The organism is Bacillus sp. GB_SG_008, from assembly GCF_052038115.1.
GTDB classification, from domain to species: Bacteria; Bacillota; Bacilli; order Bacillales; family Bacillaceae_G; genus Bacillus_A; species Bacillus_A rhizoplanae.
Genome location: NZ_JBPZSK010000005.1, coordinates 203183 through 224485, shown reverse-complemented (window position 1 = coordinate 224485; position 21303 = coordinate 203183). Strand labels below are relative to the sequence as shown.

The 21303-nt window shown below is 36.4% G+C and carries 17 protein-coding genes; 2 read left to right on the top strand and 15 right to left on the bottom strand.

The annotated features are described in order from the left end of the window. Positions 1-144 precede the first annotated feature (144 nt). Positions 145-1851 carry a peptide ABC transporter substrate-binding protein gene (locus ACTDJC_RS14935; RefSeq protein ID WP_440603880.1) on the bottom strand — a complete coding sequence of 569 codons (1707 nt, stop codon included), beginning with the start codon at positions 1849-1851 and terminating at the stop codon, positions 145-147. A gap of 784 nt (positions 1852-2635) precedes the next feature. Between ACTDJC_RS14935 and ACTDJC_RS14930 the strand changes: the two genes are divergently transcribed. Then, positions 2636-3124 (top strand): DinB family protein, encoded by a 489-nt coding sequence (locus ACTDJC_RS14930; RefSeq protein ID WP_440603879.1) that lies wholly within the window; start codon positions 2636-2638, stop codon positions 3122-3124. Between the two features lie 433 nt (positions 3125-3557). On the opposite strand, the gene ACTDJC_RS14925 is transcribed toward ACTDJC_RS14930, so the two are convergent. Next, positions 3558-4364, bottom strand: coding sequence for an ABC transporter permease subunit (locus ACTDJC_RS14925; RefSeq protein ID WP_440603878.1), 807 nt, complete (start codon positions 4362-4364; stop codon positions 3558-3560). Then, positions 4361-5251: an ABC transporter ATP-binding protein gene (locus ACTDJC_RS14920; protein WP_440603877.1), complete on the bottom strand. Its 891-nt coding sequence runs from the start codon at positions 5249-5251 to the stop codon at positions 4361-4363. The genes ACTDJC_RS14925 and ACTDJC_RS14920 overlap by 4 nt, the downstream gene beginning before the upstream one ends. 161 nt (positions 5252-5412) lie before the next feature. On the opposite strand from ACTDJC_RS14920, the gene ACTDJC_RS14915 reads away from it, so the two are divergent. Continuing rightward, a complete protein-coding gene (locus ACTDJC_RS14915) occupies positions 5413-6003 on the top strand; it encodes a TetR/AcrR family transcriptional regulator (protein WP_253629952.1) in 591 nt (196 codons plus the stop codon). 31 nt (positions 6004-6034) lie between these two features. On the opposite strand, the gene ACTDJC_RS14910 is transcribed toward ACTDJC_RS14915, so the two are convergent. The 12 genes from ACTDJC_RS14910 to ACTDJC_RS14855 form a co-directional block, all read right to left on the bottom strand. Continuing rightward, a complete protein-coding gene (locus tag ACTDJC_RS14910; RefSeq protein ID WP_098309932.1) occupies positions 6035-7174 on the bottom strand; it encodes a branched-chain amino acid ABC transporter substrate-binding protein in 1140 nt (379 codons plus the stop codon). Between the two features lie 194 nt (positions 7175-7368). Next, a complete protein-coding gene (locus ACTDJC_RS14905) occupies positions 7369-8397 on the bottom strand; it encodes an oxidoreductase (protein WP_098309903.1) in 1029 nt (342 codons plus the stop codon). A 160-nt stretch (positions 8398-8557) separates the two neighbouring features. Further along, entirely contained in the window at positions 8558-9259 is a 702-nt protein-coding gene (locus tag ACTDJC_RS14900) for an ABC transporter ATP-binding protein (protein ID WP_253629955.1), read from the bottom strand. Positions 9260-9372: 113 nt separating this feature from the next. After that, positions 9373-10149 (bottom strand): ABC transporter ATP-binding protein, encoded by a 777-nt coding sequence (locus ACTDJC_RS14895; protein WP_253629956.1) that lies wholly within the window; start codon positions 10147-10149, stop codon positions 9373-9375. Between the two features lie 10 nt (positions 10150-10159). Beyond that, positions 10160-11443 carry a branched-chain amino acid ABC transporter permease gene (locus ACTDJC_RS14890; protein ID WP_098309905.1) on the bottom strand — a complete coding sequence of 428 codons (1284 nt, stop codon included), beginning with the start codon at positions 11441-11443 and terminating at the stop codon, positions 10160-10162. Between the two features lie 9 nt (positions 11444-11452). Further along, positions 11453-12439, bottom strand: a complete 987-nt coding sequence (locus tag ACTDJC_RS14885; RefSeq protein WP_098309906.1) for a branched-chain amino acid ABC transporter permease — start codon at positions 12437-12439, stop codon at positions 11453-11455. 67 nt (positions 12440-12506) lie between these two features. Beyond that, complete coding sequence (locus ACTDJC_RS14880; protein ID WP_098309907.1) at positions 12507-13715, bottom strand: branched-chain amino acid ABC transporter substrate-binding protein; 1209 nt, start codon at positions 13713-13715, stop codon at positions 12507-12509. A 142-nt stretch (positions 13716-13857) separates the two neighbouring features. Then, positions 13858-16281 carry a DNA topoisomerase IV subunit A gene (gene parC / locus ACTDJC_RS14875; RefSeq protein ID WP_098309908.1) on the bottom strand — a complete coding sequence of 808 codons (2424 nt, stop codon included), beginning with the start codon at positions 16279-16281 and terminating at the stop codon, positions 13858-13860. A 1-nt stretch (position 16282) separates the two neighbouring features. Beyond that, positions 16283-18247 (bottom strand): DNA topoisomerase IV subunit B, encoded by a 1965-nt coding sequence (gene parE, locus ACTDJC_RS14870; protein ID WP_440603876.1) that lies wholly within the window; start codon positions 18245-18247, stop codon positions 16283-16285. 505 nt (positions 18248-18752) lie between these two features. Then, positions 18753-19166, bottom strand: coding sequence for a CoA-binding protein (locus tag ACTDJC_RS14865; protein WP_098309911.1), 414 nt, complete (start codon positions 19164-19166; stop codon positions 18753-18755). Between the two features lie 72 nt (positions 19167-19238). Next, on the bottom strand, positions 19239-20447 hold the full coding sequence (locus tag ACTDJC_RS14860; RefSeq protein ID WP_253629959.1) for a S1C family serine protease: 1209 nt from the start codon (positions 20445-20447) through the stop codon (positions 19239-19241). A 173-nt stretch (positions 20448-20620) separates the two neighbouring features. Further along, a complete protein-coding gene (locus ACTDJC_RS14855; RefSeq protein WP_429718981.1) occupies positions 20621-21298 on the bottom strand; it encodes a response regulator transcription factor in 678 nt (225 codons plus the stop codon). Between the last annotated feature and the right edge of the window lie 5 nt (positions 21299-21303).

The window sequence follows — 21303 nt, the reverse complement described above, 5'->3', positions numbered from 1 at the left end:
TTAATTAGTCGGATTGACTATCATAAATGACAACATTCATTAATGAATGTTTTTATTTATTGTAGTACTGCATATGTATTCATTACACTTCAAAATGTGCACATAGAGAAAGAGGATACGTTACCGCATCCTCTTTTTAAATAATTATTTATCTTCTTTTTCAGTGATATATGTCCACTTGTAGCTGAAATCACCACCAACATTATGCTTAACAATGTTGTGTACAGTTGGACGTTGTAAATAAGAAGTTCCACGTTGGTACAGCGGTGCAATTGCAGCATCATCAAGTAACATCTTCTCAGCTTTCGCAAGTTGTTCCCAACGAGTTTTCTCTTGTGTTAATAAATCTGTTTTACCTTTTTTAACAATGTCATCATACTCTTTATTTGAGTAACTCATTTGGTTATGAGAGTTTGTTGTTTCAAACATATCGATGTATGTCATTGGATCTGCATAGTCAGGACCCCAACCAGCGTAAGAGATATCAAAGTCTTGATCTGTTTCTAGTTTTAGTTTTTGCTTAAATGGTTGGTTTTTCAAGTTAATTTTTAAGCCTGGTAAGTTTTTCTCTAATTGCTCTTTTAAGTACTCACCAATTTTCTTCGCATTATCAGTATCGTAGTTTAATAATTCAAGTGTGATTTCGTCTTTACCTAACTCTTTCTTCGCTTCATCCCAAAGTTTTTTCGCTTCTTTCGGATCATATGATACAGATTTTACATTTCCATTAATTGTACGGAAATCTTTATCATCTGGACCTTTTACGAAGTCAGCTGGTACAAGATAGTCAGCTGGTTTAGAACCATCATTTAAGATTACGTTCGCCAACGCTTTCTTATCGTATGATTTTGCGATTGCTTGACGAAGTTTCTCATTTTTAAGCGGCGTGTCTTGTTGTTTCAGACGTTTTTCGTTTAATCGTAAGAAGAATGTAGATGGCTCTAAATAGCTTCCAAATTCATCTTTCTTCGATTTATATTTATCAACATATTCAGCACTTAAAGCAACGCGATCAGCTTCGCCGCTTTCATATAAGTTAACACGAGTAGATAATTCTTTTACAACGTTAAAGTTGATTTCTTCTAACTTAACTGTGCTCTTGTCCCAATATTGATCATTTTTCTTCAGCTTCCAACCTTGTTCATGTTTCCATTCTGTCATAGCAAATGGACCGTTGTATACTAAGTTCTCTGCTTCTAAACCGTATTTATCGCCTTTTTCTTTTACAACCTTTTCATTTAACGGATAGAAAGAACCGAATGTTGTTAATTCAATAAAATATGGCACTGGGTTGTCTAATTGCACTTCTAATGTATTGTCATCAACAGCTTTTACACCTAAAGAATCAACTGGTGCTTTGCCTTCGTTGATTGCCTGTGCATTTTTCACATCATACATAATAAATGCGTATTCAGCAGCTGTTTTTGGATCTAATAAACGTTGCCATGCAAATACGAAATCTTTCGCTGTTACAGGATCACCATTTGACCATTTCGCATCTTTGCGAAGCTTAAACGTATATGTTTTGCCATCATCGCTCTTTTTATACGATTCCGCCATACCTGGAGTTGGTTTTTGGTCTTTATCCAGACGATATAATCCTTCCATTACGTTATTTAAAGCAAGGAAAGATACTGCATCTGTTGCTTTAGAAGAGTCCATAGACGGAATTTCTTGCGTTTCTAGTAAGTTTAACACTTGTTTTGATGCTAACTTACCTTCTGTTTTTTTCTCTTCATTTTTTGGCTCTGTGCTTGCTTTTTTGTCCCCTGATCCCGAACATGCTGTTAAAGCCACGCTCATTGCTAACACTGGCACTACTACAGCTGAGATTTTTTTAATCTTTTTCATTTTGTACCCTCCCTAATTTTATGTACGATACTACTTGTGAGAAACTTTTTTGATAACTTTATGTTTCTATATAGTTATCAGAAAATTTCTATTAATTAATATTCTACTAATTTTTTTGATTTTGTAAAGTGGTATTATTAAAAAAATTTAAAAAATTATTTTATTACAGTAATATTTATAATCATTCTGTAAAATAACTCAAGAAAAAAGGCATCCCCTTACTGTATGGATGCTTAAATCCTTTTATTTATTACTATTTATTACTATTTTTTTAAAAAAACATATAAAACAATGATTTACAATATATTGCATTCTTATACATATCCTCTTTATGATTCTTTCATTTTATTCTCTTGTATTTCCAGCAAAACTTTCTCATGTTTTGTCTGACAATTTTATTTTTACTCTTCGTAACAATAGCAACACTCTTATTATTTCTTACACTATATAATTACGGACTTCTAATATAAAGTGAAACTTCCATCAGTGGAGGTTTTCTTCATCCCCCACTGATGGTTAGTTGAACCAATCGGGCTTTTACGGGATAAAGCGATCGATACTAAACAAAAACGCTAATCCTTTTTACAAAATAACTTCCAGTGTGGAAAATCCATCGCCATTAACTGTTACTGCATCTTTTCATTTTCTTTATTAAAATTTTGGCTTTGTTAAAGAACATTATTGATTTTTCTTATTGAACAAACGAAGCAGGATAGTTAGAAGAAGGATTAGGACATTAAGTATGGAATAATTTTTTTAAACACCAAATAAAGGAGCGTATGTAATGCATAAAAACGAATATGAATGGGTCAAACAGACTCGATCCGTACTTCTTGACTTTTGTAAAGAACTAGAACCAAATGACTTTACTCGCCAAATGGGGTTCGGTTGGCAAAGCGTGCGAGATACAATGGTACACATAGCAGACTGTTATAACGCTTGGCTTGGCTCATTTGTTTTATTAAAAACGAAGAAACCGCTCACTTCAAAGGAAGACCTGCAACAACTCAGTTTGATCGAAATAAAAGTACGCTTTGAACATATAGATTCTCTTGTAAATGAGGTATTTGAAGTACTTGCCCATCACATGGATGAGCCGATTCAGAGGGAGATCCCTTGGAGAGAAGAAGGAGAAACGTTATCAATTACACCTGGTAAATTGATAACGCATGCAATCACTCACGAATTCCATCACAAGGGACAGATTTCAGCCATGATACGTCAGATGGGGTATGAACCTCCAAACACAGATGTATTAGGAACTAGTGATTAGGGAGAATACGTTTGGTGCCGTTTGTTGAAAACAGAAAGTAAAAAGCATGGTACCAACATATGTGAGGCTGTTTTTAAGCAGCCTTTTTTGTTTGTGGTACAACAGAGAGCGAATTCATTCGTCCCTCCCAGCGAATCTGAAGTGAAGATATTGGAATTAGAATGTATCCACCATAATAACAATTGGTTGTTTTTACAAATGAGTTAGACTGTGCCTAACCGAAATTCATCCCCACCTTACCGCTAGGCTACTGCCTGTTACGTGCTTGAAGATGGGGACTTCTTTCTGAAATACGTTAAATAAAGCGGTAAGGTTTCTTAATTGCTGTTTCATAATATTCACCTAAAAGGGATAATACCAGTCCACCACATCAGATAAACTCTTTTACTGTCTACCTAAAAAAGCCAATTCACCTCTTCTTTTTATTAGATCATCATAAAGGCAAATCTCTTCTCTTAAAAACAATAACAGAAATTATAAAAAGAATAATAGCTGCTATAAGTAAACCAATACTTGGCGGCCATATATTATAGCTTCCATCAACAATTTCTTGCGGTCGATACAAGTTAAATATAGATAAATTTCTCATCCATTCCAATTTCTCGCTCAACTTCCCTAACATATCAAATCCATAAAACAATACTGTTATACCTGTAGAAATACTTAACGCTTTCTTTTCATCATCAAATAAACAGGAAAAGAAAAATGAATATGCACAAATAACAAGAAATACAAGTCCACCAAGAAGATTGAGTTTAAAAAATAATACTTTATCAAGGGATACCTTTTCAATTAGCCATTCTGCCCCGACTAAACCGCCAAGATAAGTAGCTATAACGATCGTAAATAGCCCTATAATTAAGACAGATGCTTGTGTCAAAATTACCTTTGTACGCGAAACAGATGTAGATAATAAATAAGCCATTGATCCTCTATCAACTAGATGAGCAACTAGTTGTGTTGATGCTAAAATACTATATATCATCAACAATAAAACAAAGATTAAACCATAATATTCTCCAGCTAAAAAATCATTCAATTGTTCAATCCCTTTTTCAAATCCCACTGCTTTTAATACCCCTTGAGGCATCGCTTTCAGTATTTCATCTAATCCCTTTACAGATGAGAATGATGGAAAGATCCAAATTAGTAACCATAAATAAAGAACTGAACCAATAGCATAGTTCAAAATCATTTTGGCATTTGCTTTTAAACTAGCAACAAATAGCGCTTTACTCATAACCGATCTGCTCCTTCCTCATCATAGTAATGCATAAAGACATTTTCTAAATCCATTGTTCTCATCTGAAAACCAATTACATCATGTTGCGCTAAAGTTTGAAGAAGTTCATTATAGTTTCCCTGTACAATAATCGAAGCTGTATTCCCTTGCACACTAGCAATTTGTAGTGCCGTTTTCTGTAATTCTTGCAATTGTTCTTGTGAAGATACTGTCACATCAAGAACTTGCCGTTGTTTTGCTCTCAAATCATGAATATTTTCTACTGTAAGTAACTTTCCGTCTTTAATAATCCCTACACGATCGCATGTCCGTTCAATTTCTGTAAAAATATGAGACGACATAAAAATTGTTTTTCCTCTTTGTTTTTCTTCTAATATAAGATCAACAAATAACTGCTGCATAAGCGGATCTAAACCTGAAGTTGGTTCATCTAAAATGAGCACTTCTGGATCGTGCATAAAGGCTGCTACAATCCCTACTTTTTGCTTCATTCCTTTAGACATTTTTCGAATGGGTGTTTTCACATCAAACTGAAAGCGCTCAATTAATTCATCACGTCGGCCATTACTTTTCATACCACGCATTCCTTGCATAAGTTGCAAAAATCCCAATCCATTCATTCCTTCTATAAAAGAAATCTCTCCTGGTAAATATCCAACCCTTTTTTGAATATCAGCCGCATCCTTCCAGCAATCCAATCCAAACATCGTCGCTGTTCCAGAAGTAGGTTGTATAAATCCCATTAAATTACGAATTGTTGTTGATTTCCCTGCTCCGTTTGGTCCTAAATAACCAAATACTTCCCCTTCTTTTACTTGAAATGAAACATCGAATAAGCCTTTTCCGTTTGAAAATTGTTTCGTGACGTTTTGAACAATTAACATAAGATCACCTCTTTTTGAAATATTTTATATACCATATTTCAAAAATATTATACTCCTCTGTTATAAGAGAATCAACATTTTTTGAAATTTTATAAAGCCTATATTTCAAAAATATTGTTTCCTTTCTTATCATCTTGTATATTTAAGTGGAGGTGATTCATATGAACGGTTTTGAAAAGGTGAAAGAGAAGAAAAAGCAGGCTATTAAAGCCGCTGCACTAGAACTGTTTTCTAAATTCGGATTTAAAGATGTAAAAATAGAAGATATTGCAAAACAAGCAAGCGTTTCACAAGTTACAATATATAATCACTTCGGAAGTAAAGATGCTTTATTTCGCGAACTCATTCAAGAGTTTACCATTCAAGAGGTTCATTATTATGAAGAACTGTTAACGAGCGACTTATCTTTTCAAGAAAAAATACATCGTATTATGACTCGAAAATTACAAAGTGTGAACCGTTTACATCCTGAAATGATTGAACAAGCAATGCAAACAGATGAAGAATTGCGTAATTTTCTATTTACATATCAAAAAGATAAAGCGCTTCCCCTTTTTCTTCACTTTATAGAAGAAGCACAACAGAAAAAAGAAATTAACCCCAATCTTTCAAAAGATATGATTTTGTTATATATCAATACGTTTTCTAAAATGAGTGATCAATTCGTTGCACACTTAGTTGGTGAACATCGTGAACAACAAACAAAAGAAATCCTCACAATGTTTTTTTATGGACTTTCTAATCCAAACTAAAAAAACCCGGCCTCTGCCGGGTTTTTTTTCATTATTTGCTTACTTCTCCGTCTTGTCTTCCTGGATATTTCGCACCCTCATACTTATAAATATAAACTTTTGCAAATTTGTTATCACCTTTATCATCGAAAGCTACTTTCGTAATAACGCCATCATATTCTTTTATAGTACGAACTGCATCGCGTACTTGTTCACGCGTTGGATATTTACCATCATTTTTCTTAATGGCATCTTTAATTCCTTGTAAAATAACACCAGCTGAATCATATCCATATGCAGAGTATGCCTCCACATCTTTTTTGAACTTCTCTTTATATTCTGTCACAAATGCTTTCCCTTTCTCTGTTACCGTTGGTGCTGTCGCTACTGTTGTATAATACGTATCTTTTAATCCATCTTTTGCAACTTCTGCCATTGTTGGAGAATCGATACCGTCACCACCCATAATTGGTGCTGTAACCCCTTTTTCACGTGCTTGTTTTACTAAAACGGAGCCTTCTGAATACATACCACCAAAATAAACAAGATCTGGCTTTTTCGCGACAACTTGGTTTAACACACCACTAAAATCTTTCTCACCAACTGTAATCCCTTCATAACCGACAATTTTTGCTCCTAGCTTTTCTGCTTCTTTTTTAAATGCATCAGCTAACCCTGTACCGTAAGCTGTTTTATCTTGAATTACAAAAATATTTTTTGCCTTTACTGTTTCAAGCGCATATTTCGCTGCCGCCGGACCTTGGAAATCATCTCTTGCAACAAGGCGTGCAACAGTCTTTAATCCACGTTCTGTTAATTCAACTGCCGTACTCGATGGCGATACCATAACAAGATTTGCTTTCTCATATGTTTCAGAAGCGGCAATAGATACACCTGACATTAAATGTCCTACAACGCCCAATACTTCTTTATCAGCTGCGACAGACTGAGCATTAGCAACCCCTTTTTTCGGGTCACCTTGATCATCTTGCGGAACAAATTGCAATTCAAAACCTAGTTTTTTAAACTCCTCTTTTTGTTTATCTACTGCAAGCTGCGTTCCAAGCTTAATGGCTTCTCCAAAAGCAGCTGATCCACCAGAAAGAGGGGATTCAGAAGCAATTTTAATTACTTTACTTTCCTTTGTTTCAGTTTTAGTAGAAGCTGAATTCGCATTACATCCCGCCATCATTCCCGCTAATAAAACACCTGATAACAAAAGCGATATCTTTTTCTTCACAGTACTCCCCCTAAATTTATAATATTTCTAATATTTAAAATATTAATCTATACATAAAGGTTGTACAATAAAAATCGTTAGCGTTTTCTCGTAAAATTCCGACATGATTTGCTAACATACAAAAAGAGTCAGCGCATGCACTGACTCTACCATTTCACTATCATTCCTTGCTGACTACTTTGTAAACAAGCTGTAATAACACGAATCACATTTAGGGCTTCCTCAGCAGTAACAGGTGGCATTTCTTGTTTCATTATCGCATCTCGGACACCTTTATAATAGTTCTCATAACACCCTATTTCTGTTGGAACACGAATTTCTTGTTCCTCTGTAGAAAGAATAGCATACATATGCATAGCATCTTCTCCATAGCCTACATCACCAGGTTTCTTACCAGTCTTTAATTGCTCCTCTTGGGAATCCATTCCATATTTAACAATCGAGCCTTTTTCACCGTGAATGCTAAAATGAGGACCTGCATATTTAACGTGACTACTGCTATGAAGAATAACACGCATTTCTTCATAATGAAGAATAATATGAAAATAATCATCTATTTGCGACCCTGGGCGCTGATTGATAACATCTGCATAAACTGCTTCCGGCATACCAAATAGATGTAACGCTTGATCAATAAGATGTGAGCCTAAATCAAATAACATCCCTGATCCTGGTAATTTATGTTCACGCCAACGATCGCGAACATGCGGACGAAATCTATCAAAATGAGCTTCATACGTATAAACTTTACCAATTTTATCATCTTGTAATAGTTTTTGAATCGTTCTGAAATCGTTATCCAAGCGGCGGTTATGATATACACTTAACACAATACCATACTGCTTCGCTAGTGCTATTAACTCTTCCCCTTCTTCAACAGTAACAACAAAAGGCTTTTCAACAACAACATGTTTACCGTGAAGAATTGCCTTTTTTACATATTCAAAGTGCGTTGTATTAGGAGATGTAATAATGATAAGATCTATGCTCTCTTGCATAACAAGCTCATCGATTGTTGTCACAACTTCTACATGTGGAAATGATGCTTTTACTTTCTCTTCTTGTGAAGAAACAACCGCACGAATTTCGTAGTCTTCAATTGTTTGTAGCAATGGAATATGGAAGGTTGTACTAGAAAAACCGTAACCTACAATACCAACACCTATTTTGTTCATAAAACCCCTCCCAATTATGTATGGAATATGATGAACTTTTATTATATCAACTTATCTTTTTTCTACATAATATTTTGCTTTTTTACAAATTACGCTTTAGTAATAACGGTAACATAGATTAACATGACAAAGAGCCACCCTACTTAGGGTAGCCCTCATATTATGCTAAATACGCTTCTTTCACAAATTCATTATGCATCAATGATTTTCCTTCTCCTACCATTTTAATTTCCCCTGTCTGAATCACATATCCACGATGTGCAATTTGCAACGCTTGATACGCATTTTGTTCAACAAGTAGAATCGTCATTCCTTCTTTATTAAGCTCTGAAATAATTTCAAAGATTTGCTCAACAATAATTGGCGCTAGTCCCATTGAAGGTTCATCTAACATAAGTATGTGAGGCTGGCTCATGAGCGCACGTCCAATTGCAAGCATTTGCTGTTCACCACCACTCATCGTACCGCCCTTTTGTTCTAGCCGTTCTTTTAACTTTGGAAAATAGTGAAAGGTACGCTCCATCCGTTCCTTCACTATTCTTTTATCCTTTACTGAAAATGCTCCCATCTCTAGGTTCTCTTTTACTGTTAGACGTGAAAAAATACGTCTCCCCTCTGGTACATGAGCGATTCCAGATAAAGCTGTTACGTGCGGGGATTGTTTCGTAATTTGTTTCCCCTCAAATGAAATTTCTCCTGACTTCGGTATAACAAGACCACTAATCGTCTTTAATGTCGTTGATTTTCCAGCTCCGTTGCATCCAATAAGCGTTACAATTTCGCCTTTTCCTACAGAAATATTAATTCCTTTTAACGCGTGAATGCCACCATAATACGCATTAATATTTGTAAGCTCTAGCAAAATACTTCCCTCCTTTTTATTTTTTTCAAGCGATTTTGTAGCATGCTCTTTGCTTTGTCCCGCATTAACGGGCAGTAAGGCCCCCACTGATGGAAGTTTCACTTTATCCCGCATTACTTCTCTAACACTGCGCTTTTCCCTAAATACGCTTCAATAACTTTTGGATTGTTACGAATATCTTCCGGTCTTCCTTCTGCAATTTTTTCACCATGATCTAGCACAATGATATGCTCAGATATCTCCATGACAAGTTTCATATCGTGTTCAATTAATACAATTGTTACGTCCAGCTCTTCACGCATACGATAAATAAGTGCTGTTAACTCCTTCGTTTCCTTTGGATTCATCCCAGCTGCTGGCTCATCCAATAATAAGACTTGCGGTTTTGCCGCGAGCGCCCTAGCAATTTCAAGGCGCCGCTGTGCACCGTACGATAAATTTTGCGCTTCTTCATTTAACAAATGAGCTAACCCAACATATTCTAAAAGCTCATACGCTTTTTGCTGCGCTTGTTCTTCTTCTCTCTTTACTCCTGGAAAATGTAACAAAATTCCCAAAAGATTACTTTTCAAATGATTGTGAAGCCCTACCATCACATTTTCAAGTACCGTCATATTGTTAAAAAGACGAATATTTTGAAACGTACGAGCAATACCATGCTTTGAAATATCATGCGGCTTCAAACCAGTTATCTTTTTTTCACCAAGTAGAATGTCCCCTTCATCGGGCTTATACACGCCTGTTACCATATTAAAGAACGTCGTTTTCCCTGCTCCGTTCGGTCCAATTACAGCTGTAATCGATCCTTTTTTTACTTTCATATCAACACTTTTCACTGCAACAAGCCCGTCAAACCGTTTTGTAATATTTTGAACTGTTAAAATCGTCATATTCTCACCCCTAGGCTCCAAATACGTTCTCTTTTTGTGTTTGCGATTCGATTTGTTCTGTCCTACCTTTTTTCAGCTGCTCTTCATTAAATTTCCGATTTTTTGCAGGTATGAGTCCTTGCGGGCGATACAAAGCAAATAAGATTAAAATTCCCCCAAAGATGAAGCGCTGCATCTTTGCTGGAGAAAGTGCATCTGGGATCGCAATCGTTCCACTTAAGTTCAATTGATTTAGCCAGTTTGTTACTTCAGTAAGTACTTGTAAATTTAAAATCGTCATAACTGCTGCGCCTAAAATAACTCCTGGTACACTCCCCATACCACCAAGTAATACCATAACAAGAATCGTAATCGACTCTAGTAACGTAAAACTTGTTGGATCGACGAAAGTTTGTTTTGCTGCAAAGACAACACCCATCATTCCAGAAAATGACGCACCAATTGCAAACGCTAGCAGCTTTGTTTTCACAAGCGGAATTCCCATCGCTTGAGCGGCAATTTCATTTTCACGAACTGCCTTCCAAGAACGGCCTATTTTCGAAAACTCTAGTCGTTTTACAATAAAAATCACGAGTAGTAAAATACCGAGCACAATATAATACACTTGACTCGATTGCAAAAATGTAAACCCAAATAAAGAAGGTGGCTTTACAGAAGATAAACCCATTGCACCGTTTGTAATATTGATTGGTTTATCTAAATTATTAAAAATAATACGAATAATCTCTCCAAATCCAAGTGTCACAATCGCTAAATAATCGCCTTTCACACGTAAAACCGGGATACCGAGTAAAACTCCAAATACTGCTGCAATAAAACCGCCTAGTAAAATAAAAATCCAAAAGCTTTCTCCTGACAATGGATATTGACCAAATGGCATAAAGTTATTTGCTTGAGCTGTTGCAAAAATACCGTATGTGTAAGCTCCGATTGCAAAAAAAGCGACAAATCCTAAATCTAGCAATCCCGCAAAGCCGACAACAATATTTAATCCTAGCGCCATTGCTATATAAATCCCAACTAATGTCGCTACTTCCATATAAGACTGATAGGCTGGCCCGCCGCTTGCTGTGAATGGAAGCAATATGACTAATACAAATAACCCTATCAACCATTTCCATTTACCGTGCAAATTTGTGTAATACAATAATAAAAGAGACAATAATAATAGTAAAAATGCCGTTACTGACTTTTGTGCAAAATATAAACTTGCAGCCGTTATACCAATATAAAGGACTAATAATATAAGTTGCAGCTTCGTATTTTTCCTTATCATTTCTAACCACTTTGTCATTATGATCACCTACACTTTCTCGGCAACTGCTTTGCCGAAAATGCCTTCTGGTTTAAAAATTAAAACGAGAATTAAAATTCCAAAGGCAAATACATCCTTATATTCAGCTCCCAATATTCCAGAAGATAAAATGGATAAATTTGCAGCCGCGAACATTTCTAGAAGTCCAAGCAATATACCGCCAACCATTGCACCTCGAATATTACCAATTCCCCCTAAAACAGCTGCTGTAAAAGCTTTTAACCCTAAAATAAAGCCAATGTACGGATCTATTGTTCCATATTGCACAGCAAACAGTACACCTGTTGCTCCGCCAAGTGCGGAACCAATAAAAAACGTAAGGGAAATCACTTTATTCACATTTACTGACATTAATGAAGCAGTATCACGATCTTGCGCAACAGCACGCATCGCCATTCCCCACTTTGTTTTATTAATGAAAAAGTCTAAAGAGAGCATCATAATAACTGCAAGAACGAGTAGAATAAGTGAAGATGTTTTAAGTTGAGCATTATTAAAAGAAGACATAATCGCTGAAGTCTGTACTGTAATTTGATCGTTGAATAAAGTAGGACCTGTTATAATGTAATTTCCTTTTTTTAATTCAGCAATAAAACGAACGATATCTTGTAGCAGAAAAGAAACACCAATTGCTGTGATTAACGTAATAAGTTTTGGTGCTTTTCGAAGCGGTCGATACGCAACCCTTTCAATCCCCATCCCAAGAAAACCCGTTATAAGAGATGTTGCGACTAAAACAAGTAACAATGCTAGCAGAGCAGGCATAACCGTCATCCAACCAAATCCCATAAAAACAAGAAAAATTGTTGTGCCAATAAAAGCACCAGTCATAAAAATTTCTCCATGAGCAAAATTGATAAGTTCTAATATCCCATATACCATCGTATATCCTAACGCAACAACTGCGTACACTGCACCAAGTGTTAATCCGTCAATTAGCACTTGAGGAAGTGTATGCATTATTTCACCGAACATAGAAATTCCTCCCTTTTTATTTTTCTCTAAAAAAGGTACGGAACATAAGCACCGTACCCATATCACCTTACTTTTTCTCTACTTCGCCTTCTTGTCTTCCTGGATATTTTTGCTCTGCAAATTTATAAATATATACTTTTGCAAATTTATTATCCCCCTTGCCATCAAACCCTACGTTTGTTACCGCTCCTTCAAAATTATTTGTTTTCCGAACAGTATCGCGTACTTGTTCTCGAGTTGGCATTTTGTTGTTATTTGCTTTAATCGCATCTTTCACTCCTTGCAGGAGTACACCCGCAGCATCATACCCATAAGCCGAATATCCTTCTACCTCTTTATTAAATTTACTCTTATAATCATCCGCAAATTTCTTTCCTTTTTCCGTTGTTTTCGGGTCAGCAGCGATAGAAGTGTAATACGTGTTCTCAATATAGTTACCTGCAATTTCTACCATCGTTGCTGAATCCATACCATCACCGCCCATAAACGGGATTGTAAGGCCTTTTTCACGTGCTTGCTTCACTAACAGTCCACCTTCTGCATATAGACCACCAAAGTAAATTAAATCAGGTTTTTTCGCGAGTACTTTATTTAACACACCGTTAAAATCTTTTTCTCCGACCGTAATAGATTCATAACCTGCAATTGTTCCACCTAATTTTTCAACTTCTGTTTTAAATGCTTTAGCTAAACCTGTTCCATAAGCTGTTTTATCATCAATAATAAAAACGTTTTTTGCCTTCAGTGTTTTCAACGCAAACTCTGCCCCGGCAGGGCCTTGAAAATCATCTCTTGTACATATACGATTTACTACTTTCAAATTACGATCCGTTACTTCAATAGCAGTATTTGTAGGTGATACCATAACAACATTGTTTTTCTCATACACTTCAGAAGATGGAATTGCAACTCCTGAATTCATATGTCCAACGACACCAAGTATTTCTTTATCCGCACCAATAATCTGTGCGTTCGCAACACCTTTTTTCGGATCAGCTTGATCATCATATGGCACAAATTTTAGTTCATATCCTAATTTTTTAAACTCTTCTTTTTGTTCTTCTATTTTCAGTTGTGCACCAAGTTTAATTGCTTCCCCTTGCGTTGCAGAACCACCAGAGAGCGGTGATTGAGTCGCAATTTTTATTACCTTTCCACCCCCACCTCCCGTACTTGCTGTATCAGCATTACCATTTGTTTTATCACTGCATCCTGTTAATAAGCCAAACATACACACTGCAGAAAGAACAAAAGCAAAATTTTTCTTTTTTATCACCCATATACCCCCATTTTAGTTTTTTCTAAATATTTAAAATATTTAGTTAAATAATAATGGAAGTGTTTTATTTGTACAACTACTATTCTTCAGACAAATTTAGACAAAAACACCCGACTCATATAATGAGTCGGGCATTTTCTTACTTTTCTTTTTTCTGTGGCCATGTTTCCACAACAAGACCAACATCACTTACATCTATTAATAAACTTCCGTTACTGTAACGATCCTTATTACGAAGTGTATTCGGATCAATTTCTTCTATTATCTGCTTTTCTGTTCGCATACAAACAACTTCATCTTCACGAACAACTTCTACACCGACGATGCGATATGGATTCTTTTTCAATTCTTTAAAGATCACAAGACCCCGTTTTGCTCTCGTCGATTTTTCAATTTCTGTCGCTTTTAATCGTTTTACTGCACCTCTTTGCGTAATGAGAACGAGCTGATCTTTTTCAGAATTGATAGGAAGACCGCATACAACGTAGTCATCTTCCTTCACATTCATTCCTTTTACACCAGCTGCCCGTACGCCAACTGGACTCACTTCTTCTTCATTGAAAACAAGTGCATATGCGCCGTGCGTTGCAAGAAGAATATCTTGTGTTCCATCTGTAACAAAAACATCGACGACTTCATCATCTTTCTTTAAATTAGTCGCGACAAATGCACGTGAATAACGCTGCACTTTATATTGATTTAATTCTGTTTTCTTAATCATTCCGTTTCTAGTAACAAACGTAATAAATCGCTTCTCTTCATCAAAATTCGGAACAACAGTTGCAAAGACGAGTGTTTCATCTCGGTCAAGCGACACAATATTCGCAACGTGCTGACCTAGATCTTTCCAACGAATATCTGGCATTTCGTATACCGGAAGATAAATATAGTTTCCTTTACTTGTAAATAAAAGAATTGTCGCGGTTGTATTTGTATCGAAGCGTTCGAGTAAGATGTCGCCCTCTTTCATACCGAAGTCTTTTCCGTTCGATGCATTATGCGAGCGCCAACCAGTTCGCTTTACATATCCTTCTTTCGTTACAGTAACGATGACATCTTCATGTGGAATCATCACTTCCACATCAATTTTAATTTCTTCAATCTCTTCTTCAATTACAGCACGACGATTATCACTATACGTTTTCTTTACTCTCTTTAAGTCCGATTTAATCACTTGAAGAAGTCTTTTTTCACTTTGTAAAATCGCTTGTAATTCTGTAATTTTCGTTTGTAGCTCTTCGGCCTCTTTTTCTAATGCTGTAATATCTGTATTTGTTAAACGGTACAATTGCAGTGATACAATTGCTTCTGATTGTGCTTCTGTAAAGGAGAATCTTGCACTTAAATTATTTTTCGCATCACGTTTATCTTTAGAAGCACGAATTGTTTCAATGACTTTATCTAAGATTGATAAAGCTTTCATCAAACCTTCCACGATATGCTGACGATTTTCCGCTTTTCGCAATTCATATTGCGAACGACGTGTTACAACTTCTTTTTGATGCCCAATATATGCATCTAAAATCTTTGGTAATGTCATTAATGTAGGGCGGCGATTATGAATTGCTACCATATTGAAGTTATATGGTATTTGTAAATCTGTATTTTTATATAAATAATTTAAAATACCTTCTGCATTTGCATCTTTTTTCAATTCGACAACAATACGAAGACCTGTACGATCCGTTTCATCACGAACTTCAGCAATTCCATCTAATTTTTTATCTAAACGTAGCTCATCCATTTTCTTAACAAGATTTGCTTTGTTTACTTCGTAAGGAATTTCTGTAATTACGATTTGCTGCTTCCCACCACGAATCGTCTCAACTTCCGCTTTTCCGCGGATGATAATTTTCCCTTTTCCTGTTTCATACGCCTTCTTAATCCCATCAAGCCCTTGGATAATCCCCCCTGTCGGGAAGTCTGGCCCTTTAATCAGCGTTAATAAATCATCTACAGTACTGTTTGGTTTATCAATTCGCAACATTGTTGCATCGATAACTTCTCCAAGATGATGTGGTGGAATTTCTGTTGCATAACCAGCTGAAATTCCCGTAGATCCGTTCACTAAAAGATTCGGAAACATAGCTGGTAATACAACTGGCTCTTCACTTGTATCATCAAAGTTTGAAACAAATTCTACTGTTTCTTTATCAATGTCACGTAATAACTCAGAAGCAATTGGTGATAAACGAGCCTCTGTATAACGCATCGCCGCTGCCGGATCACCATCGACACTACCATTATTTCCATGCATTTCAACTAATACATTTCGTACTTTCCAATCTTGACTTAAACGTACCATCGCTTCATACACGGACGAATCACCATGCGGATGATAGTTACCAATTACGTTACCAACTGTTTTGGCAGACTTACGAAATGGCTTATCATTTATATTTCCTTCTACATACATAGAATATAAAATACGACGTTGTACTGGTTTTAAACCGTCTCGTGCATCTGGAAGTGCACGGTCTTGAATAATATATTTACTATAACGTGCAAAGCGGTCACCAAGCACATCTTCAAGCGGGAGGTCATGAAACTTCTCTGCTTGCATGTTATTCCACCTCCGTTGCTATAATCATTTCATTTTCTAAAATATTTCCTTCTTCTTGCATACCAAATTGAACATTGCGCTCAATCCATTTACGGCGCGGTTCTACTTTATCCCCCATCAATGTAGCAACCCGGCGATCTGCTCGTGAAGCATCATCAATTTTAACGCGAATTAACGTGCGCGTCTCTGGATTCATCGTTGTTTCCCATAATTGGTCCGCATTCATTTCACCAAGACCTTTATAACGCTGTAGAATATAACCTTTTCCGACCTTTTTCGTGACACCATCAAGCTCTTCATCAGACCAAGCGTATTCAATGACTTCACTTTTCCCCTTTCCTTTACTCACTTTATATAAAGGAGGAAGTGCAATAAATACTTTACCTGCCTCAATTAGCGGCTTCATATAACGATAGAAGAATGTCAATAGCAGTACTTGAATATGCGCACCATCTGTATCGGCATCCGTCATAATAATAATTTTGTCATAATTGATATCTTCAACCGAGAATTCCGCTCCAACACCGCCGCCAATCGCATAAATAATCGTGTTAATTTCTTCATTTTTAAAAATGTCAGCAAGCTTTGCCTTTTCTGTATTAATAACTTTACCACGCAGTGGAAGAACAGCCTGGAAGCGACGATCACGGCCTTGCTTTGCAGAACCGCCTGCAGAATCACCCTCTACTAAATATAGCTCGTTCTTTTGTGGATTACGTGATTGCGCTGGTGTCAGCTTTCCGCTCAATGTTCCTTCTGAACGTTTTTTCTTTTTGCCGCTGCGTGCTTCTTCACGCGCCTTTCGCGCTGCCTCGCGGGCTTGCGCTGCTTTAATTGCTTTTTTCACAAGAAGCGTTGCCACATCCGGATTTTCCTCTAAAAAATACTCTAAATGCTCTGACACAACAGCATCAACAGCTGAACGCCCTTCACTTGTTCCAAGCTTTCCTTTCGTTTGTCCTTCAAATTGAAGCAATTCTTCTGGAACACGAATGGAAACAATTGCAGCTAATCCTTCACGAATATCCGTTCCTTCTAAATTTTTATCTTTCTCTTTTAACAAAGAAACTTTACGTGCATATTCGTTAAATACGCGTGTCATCGCTGTTTTAAATCCAGCTTCGTGCGTACCGCCATCTTTCGTACGTACATTATTCACAAAGGAAAGAATGTTCTCAGAATACCCATCATTAAATTGAAAAGCTAATTCTGCTTCAATTCCGTTTTGCTCTCCAGTAAAATATACAACTGGGTGTAAAGAGTCTTTCTCTTCATTTAAATATGAAACAAACGCTTCAATCCCCGTTTCATAATGAAAAACATCTTCCAAATCGTTACGTTTATCCTGAAGTACAATTTTCATACCTTTTAATAAAAATGCTGATTCACGTAATCTCTCGCATAACGTTTCATAATTATAGTTCGTTGTGCTAAAAATCGTTCGATCCGGTTTAAAATGAATCGTTGTTCCATTATCTTTTGCTTTTCCGATTTTCTCAAGTGTCGTAACCGGAACACCACCATTTTCAAATCGTTGTTCATATACGTAACCATCTCGTTTAATTGTAACAACAAGCCATTCGGACAACGCGTTTACAACTGATGCGCCAACACCGTGCAAACCACCACTTGTTTTATAACCGCCTTGTCCAAATTTACCACCAGCATGGAGTACAGTTAATATGACTTCTGGTGTCGGTTTTCCAAGCTTATGCATTCCTATCGGCATACCGCGCCCTTTATCTACTACACTTATACTGTTATCTTTATGTATTACGACTTTAATTTCATCGCCAAATCCCGCCAATGCTTCATCAACGGAGTTATCTACGATCTCATATACTAAATGATGCAATCCGCGGCTATCCGTACTCCCGATATACATACCCGGGCGTTTCCGAACGGCTTCAAGACCCTCTAGCACTTGAATTGCATTTTCATCATATTGAAACTGACGCTTAGCCAAACTCCTTGCCCCTTTCCTACCCAAAAAATCAGAACATATGTTTTCTATTATAGAATAACGCCTTTTACTCACTTTTGGCAAGTTACGTTATTTCTTTTATATACTATTTTCATAAGAAAAATCCTTGCTTGTCACAAGGATTCCTCTACGCTACTATTTCAGAAAAGTAATCGTTTGTCAACGAAACATGGATATGTATTCCAAAAACAACTACATACTCCACCATTTTATAATCAACAAAATGATAATAATCCAAAATGGAGTGACAAGCAACAATCCCCAAAAACAACCTTTAAAAAACTTCACGATGAACACCTCGTCCATCTGCTCCTCCCTAATGAATAGGAGCTCAATAAACTTCACAAATACGATCTATCCCGCTATTCTTGAGCAGTATCCCCCGAAGCGAGGAAGATAGGCGGGGAATAACTCCCCGTAAAAGCCCGATTGGTGAGAGCTTTCCATCATTGGGAAGCGAACCGCCCCCAATGATGGAAGTTTCACTTTATCTTGTCATTGCATGTTCAACTTTAATGCAACGATCCATAATGACAGTATAGCCTTTTTCTTTCAAAAAACGATACGTTTCTTCGTCTTGTATACCTAATTGTGCCCAAAATATATCCGCTTCAATCTCAGCAAACTCTTTGGCAACATCCATTAAAAACTCAGAACGACGGAATACATTGACGATATCAACATGCTCTTTTATTTCAGCCAATGATTTTACCGCTTTTTCTCCTAATACTTCACTAACCTTTGGATTAACAGGAATAATACGGTACCCTGCATCTTGCATCGCTTTTGACACCATGTAAGAAGTACGATCTGGATTATCAGATAATCCGACAACTGCAATAGTCTTACTATTCTTTAAAATCTCTCCAATTTCCGCACGAGTTGGATTTTCAATTGTCATATGTAATCCCTCCTGTTAATTTAGTATAGCCGATAAAGAAAGTCTCTTTCAACATGAAAGAGACTTTCTTTATTAATTCGTTCCACTTTTATCAGCTAATGTTACTGTTTTCTTGATTTTCTCACCATTTCGATATGCTGTCACTTCTATTTTATCGCCAACTTTTTTCTTCTCGTATAAATATTTACGGAATTCAACTGCATTATCTATTTTTTGGTCATCCAAGCCAACAACAACATCATATTGCTGCAATCCTGCTTTTTCTGCCGGTGATGCTGGATCAACTTGTCTTAACAGAACTCCATTTGTTACATCTTTTGGTAATTTAAATTGTAATAATGCATAACTTGGGATTTCATCAAGACTCATTACTTGAACACCCATAACAGGTCGTTTTACCTCACCATATTTTTCAAGAGAGTCAAGTACTGGTTTTGCTACATTAATTGGAATCGCAAAGCCAATTCCTTCTACTTCTTGCTGTGCAATTTTACTAGAGTTAATACCGATTACTTCACCATTTTCATTGAATAATGCACCACCGCTATTCCCTGGGTTAATCGCAGCATCCGTTTGAATAACTTGTGCTTGCCAATCAGCACGGTTGTCCCCGTTAATATCAACTGGGATTTCACGATTTTTGCTACTGATAATACCTTCTGTTACACTTCCATCGAAGCCAAGCGGATTACCAATTGCAATCGCAGGTTCTCCCGCACGAATTTTATCTGAATCTCCAAGAGTTGCAACTTTATTAATATTCTTTCCATCAATCTCAACGACAGCTAAATCTAACCATGGATCTTTTCCTACTAGCCTTGCGTCAACCTTCGTTCCATCACTTAACTTCACTTCTAATTTATTTGCACCCTCTACAACGTGGTTATTCGTTACAATAAGTGCTTTATCTCCAACTTTTTTATAAATAACACCTGATCCTGAACCTGCTTCAGCTTCTTGTCCGCCTGCTTGAGGCGAAAATGGATCTACATTTTTTTGGAAATTAATTACACCTACAACTACATCTTTTGCTCCTTCAACCATACCTGCAAGGTCTGTTTCACCCTTTGCTTTATTAGAAACAGGAACTGCTGTTCCCTCTATTTTTGATTGTGAAACCACGCTGTTATTTATCCAAGGCATATACGGTACTGCAAAACTAATCGTAACTGCACCAATAACAGCACCGACAACTCCTGTAAAAAAGTATCCTTTTTTGCTGCGTGATTTTACTGTTTCTGTATAGGCTTCATTCATCTCTTTTTGATCATAGTATCCCATATTCTACTTATCCCCTCTCTGCTTAAATCGTATTTTTAGTATAATCACGGTTTGTGTTCTTTCTGTGAACTTATCGTGAAATCCAAACAAAAAAATACTATTATATTTCATAATTGTCAAGTACATAAAAATTGTACATGCAATTATAAAGATGTATAAATAGAAGCAAATATTTACTCTTCAAATTTGTATCCTACACGAATAACTGTACCAATATGAGTTGCTTTATCTCCTAATTTATTACGAAGTTTCTTAATATGAGTGTCTACTGTACGATCATCTCCGTAGTAATCATATCCCCAAAGCTGATCTAATAAATGTTGACGAGATAATACAATCCCTTTATTCTCCATTAAATAAACAAGCAGCTCAAATTCTTTATGCGTTAACGTAATCTCTTCATCGTCTACCATTACAGTACGCGACAAACGATTCACATCGATACCTGCAAGGGAAAGTATATTCTCCTCAGCTTGACCTAACGCACCGTCCGCACGTTTTAATAATGTTTTGGCACGTGCAACTAAAATTTTTGGACTAAACGGTTTTGTTACATATTCGTCTGCTCCTAATTCAAAACCAAGTAAAGTATCATCCTCATCAGAACGAGCTGTTAACATAATGATCGGTACCGCTGATTCTTTTCTTACACGTCTACATACAGACCAGCCGTCAATTTCTGGTAGCATAATATCTAATATAATTAAATCCACTGTATGCTCAGCAAAACGTTCTAATGCTTGCTTTCCATCTTCAGCTTCAATCACTTCAAAGCCCTCATTACGAAAATAATCACTAACAATTTCTCGCAATCTTCTTTCATCTTCAACAAGTAAAACTGTTTTATTCAATTCTA